Source organism: Quadrisphaera sp. DVD1, from assembly GCF_058932755.1.
Window position 1 is genome coordinate 1 of the sequence record NZ_JBZYWI010000214.1, and the last position, 3,501, is coordinate 3,501.

4 protein-coding genes are annotated in these 3,501 nt (G+C 76.6%); 1 reads left to right on the plus strand and 3 read right to left on the minus strand.

Going from position 1 to position 3,501, the window contains the following annotated elements; translation table 11 throughout:
• Both AC5FZL_RS15945 and AC5FZL_RS15950 read right to left on the minus strand, forming a co-directional pair.
• Positions 1–1,074, minus strand: a 1,074-nt coding sequence (locus AC5FZL_RS15945; RefSeq protein WP_493619864.1) for a chromosome segregation SMC family protein, incomplete at its 3' end; no start/stop codon positions are given.
• A gap of 60 nt (positions 1,075–1,134) precedes the next feature.
• Entirely contained in the window at positions 1,135–1,677 is a 543-nt protein-coding gene (locus tag AC5FZL_RS15950; RefSeq protein ID WP_493619865.1) for a CGNR zinc finger domain-containing protein, read from the minus strand.
• A 39-nt stretch (positions 1,678–1,716) separates the two neighbouring features.
• Here AC5FZL_RS15950 and AC5FZL_RS15955 point away from each other — a divergent pair, with 39 nt between their 5' ends.
• A complete protein-coding gene (locus tag AC5FZL_RS15955) occupies positions 1,717–2,697 on the plus strand; it encodes an EamA family transporter (protein ID WP_493619866.1) in 981 nt (326 codons plus the stop codon).
• On the opposite strand, the gene AC5FZL_RS15960 is transcribed toward AC5FZL_RS15955, so the two are convergent.
• Positions 2,678–3,280: a DinB family protein gene (locus AC5FZL_RS15960; RefSeq protein WP_493619867.1), complete on the minus strand. Its 603-nt coding sequence runs from the start codon at positions 3,278–3,280 to the stop codon at positions 2,678–2,680. The genes AC5FZL_RS15955 and AC5FZL_RS15960 overlap by 20 nt on opposite strands.
• Positions 3,281–3,501 lie beyond the last annotated feature (221 nt).

Sequence of the window (3,501 nt, forward strand, 5' to 3'; positions counted from 1 at the left end):
CCCGGCCTCGCGCACCCGCTCGGCGAGGGCCTGCTCCTGCACGCGCATCCGCTGCGCCTGGACGAGCATCTCCTCCGGGTCGCGCCCGTCGCGCTGGCGCGGTGGCGCCGCTGCGAGCGGGCGCAGGGTGCGCTCGCGCTCGCCGGCCAGCGCCGTGGTGCCGCGCAGCCGCTCGCGCAGCGGCTGCAGCTCGTAGTAGGCCGCCGAGGCCGCCGCCAGCCGGGGAGCCGCGGCGTCGGCGGCCCGCTCCGCCTCCGCGAGCGCCGTCCGCGCCGCGGCGAGCTCCTCCTCCACCTGCGCGCGGCGGGCGCGCTGGGCGGCCTCGTCGGCCAGCTCCGCCGCCAGCAGCGCCTGCGCCTGCACGAGGTCGTCGGCGAGCAGGCGGCCGCGGGCGTCGCGGACCGCGGCCTGCACGGTCGCGGCGCGCCGGGCGACGTCGGCCTGGCGGGCCAGGGGCCCGAGCTGGCGGCGGACCTCGGCCGCGAGGTCGTCGAGGCGCAGCAGGTTGGCCTGCATCGAGTCCAGCTTCCGCAGCGCCTTCTCCTTGCGCTTGCGGTGCTTGAGGACCCCCGCCGCCTCCTCGATGAAGCCGCGGCGCTCCTCGGGCGTGGCGTGCAGGACGGCGTCGAGCTGGCCCTGCCCGACGATGACGTGCATCTCCCGGCCGATGCCCGAGTCGGAGAGCAGCTCCTGCACGTCGAGCAGGCGCGCGGGCGTGCCGTTGATCGCGTACTCGGAGCCGCCGGAGCGGAACATCGTGCGGCTGATGGTCACCTCGGCGTAGCCGATCGGCAGGGCGCCGTCGCTGTTGTCGATGGTCAGCGCGACCTCGGCGCGGCCCAGCGGCGGGCGCCCGCCCGGACCGGTGGTGCCGGCGAAGACGACGTCCTCCATCTTGCCGCCGCGCAGCGTCTTGGCGCCCTGCTCGCCCATGACCCAGGCCAGCGCGTCGACGACGTTGGACTTGCCCGAGCCGTTGGGGCCGACGACGCAGGTGATCCCCGGCTCCAGGCGCAGGGTGGTCGCCGAGGCGAAGGACTTGAAGCCCCGCAGCGTCAGCGTCTTGAGGTGCACGGCTGGGACGGTAGCCGCGCGGTCCGACGCCGGGGGCGGGATCGGACCGCACGGCGGCGCTCAGGCGCGGTCGTGCGCCCGCCGCGCGCGGTAGGCGGCCACGGCGCTGCGGTTGGCGCAGGTGGTGCTGCAGAACCGGCGCGACCGGTTGCGGCTGAGGTCCAGGACGACGCCCCCGCAGCCGTCGTCGGCGCAGAGCGACAGGCGGGCGAGCTCGTCGGCGCGCACCACGTCGATCACGGCCATCGCCGTCTCGACGAGGATCCGGCGGGTCAGGGGCGCCTCGCGGGAGACGGCGTGCAGGTGCCAGTCCTCCTCGTCGTGGCGCACGAGCTGCGGCAGCGCCCGGGCCTCGACGAGCAGGGCGTTGACCAGCTCGGCGGCGCGGTCGCGCTCTGCGGTCAGGAGCTCGCGCAGCACGGGCCGCAGCGCCCGGACGGCGGAGAGCTCGGCGGCGTCCCCGTCGCGCCGGCCGGTGTAGCCGTGGGAGGCGTACCAGGCGTCCAGCTCCTGCACGGTGGTGAGCGCGTCGGGCTCCTCGGCGCTGTTCACCAGGGAGACGGCGGCCAGGAGCGCCGCCTCGGTGTCATGGGCGAAGAGCACGTTGACACCTTACGCGCAGGGTCCCTAGTGTCATCGGCCATGACCCTGGTGGCCGATGACGTCCGACGCTCGGGGGAGACCAGCGGCACCCGCGGAGGCGTGCTGCTCGCCATCACCTCCGCGACCTCCTTCGGGCTGTCCGGCTCCCTGGCCAGCGGCCTGCTGTCGACGGGGTGGAGCCCGGGAGCCATCGTCCTCGCGCGCGTCGGCCTGGCCGCGGTGGTCGTGGCGCCGTTCGCCGCGGCGTCCCTGCGCGGGCGCTGGGGGGCGCTGCGGTCCGGCCTGCGCACGATCCTCGTCTACGGGGTGCTGGCCGTCGCCGGTGCGCAGTTCTGCTACTTCTCCGCGGTGGCGAGCATGGACGTCGGGCCAGCGCTGCTCATCGAGTACACCGCGCCCGCCGCCGTCGTGGCCTGGCTGTGGGTGCGCCGCGGTCGACGCCCCCACCGGCTGACGCTGGCCGGTGCGGCGCTGGCCGCCGCGGGCCTGGTCCTCGTCCTCGACCTCCTGTCCGGCGCCGACCTGGCGCCGGCGGGCGTGGCCTGGGCGCTGGGGGCCATGGTGGGAGCGACCTCGTACTTCCTCATCTCCGGCGACACGGAGACCGGCCTCCCGCCCCTGGCCCTGGCCGGCTGCGGCCTGGTGGTCGGCACGGCCGTGCTGGCGCTCCTGGGAGCGGTCGGGCTGCTGCCGATGCGCGCCGCAGCGGTGGCGCCCTCGTACGCCGGGGGCACCGTCCCGTGGTGGGCGTCGGTGCTGGCCCTGGCCCTGGTGACCGCGGCGCTCGCCTACACCACCGGCGTCGCCGCGACCCGGCGCCTGGGGGCGCAGGTCGCCTCCTTCGTCGCCCTGCTCGAGGTGGTCGCGGGCGTGGGCTTCGCCTGGCTGCTCCTCGACCAGCTGCCCGGCGGGCTCCAGCTCGTCGGGGGCCTGCTGATCATCGCCGGCGTCGTCGTCGTCAAGCTCGGCGACGGTCGGAGGGTCGCCGCACCGCCCGCGGTCAGGGCCGGCGGCCGGTGATCCCCAGCAGGCGGTCCTGCAGCGGTGCGTCCTCCGGGACCGGGACGGCGGGACCGAAGACCCCGATGGCGCGCCACTCCTCGGCGTGCGGGCTCACCTCGTCCCACAGCCCCTGCACCAGCTCGGGCGGGAGCTGGGGGTCGCCCCCGACCACCACGGCGAGGTCGTGGGCGCGCAGGCCCCGGAACACGTTCACCTGCCACAGGTACTCCCGCGCCGGGAAGTCGCCGAACGAGCAGTGGACGGTGCGCTCGAGGTCGTCGAGCGCGGTGGCGGCGGCGCAGGCGCGCTCGACGGCGGCGGAGAAGGCGGCCTTCGGGTCGGGCCCCAGCAGGTCCTCCGTCGGCGTGCCGTACCGGTCCTCCCCGACCTCGGCCATGGTGCGCCCGGCGAGCATGTCGGGCACCCAGGCGTCGTCGTAGAGGTGGTAGCTGACGACCTCGCGCAGGGTGGGCGGGGTCTCGCGCGGGGTCCCGAGGGCGAAGTCGGCGGGCAGCGGGTCGTCCCACTGCTCGTCGCGGACGCCCAGGACCACGCGCTCCAGCGCCCGGTCGGCCAGCACGAACACGTCCCTCTCGTCCACAGCAGGCTCCTCAGCTCGCACCGGTCCGAGCCGTGGCTCGAACACCTGTTCGAGCAACGTAGCACCGCGGGCGCTCCCGCGGAAGGCGCTCACCGGCCCCGCGCGGCAGCGGCGGCGCCCGCCAGCCGCCGCGCCAGCCAGAGCTCGCTGGCGGTGCCCGAGAGGTCGAAGGCGGCGAGCCCGGTGGCGCGCGCGGCCGGCACGGCGCCCCGCAGGCCCGC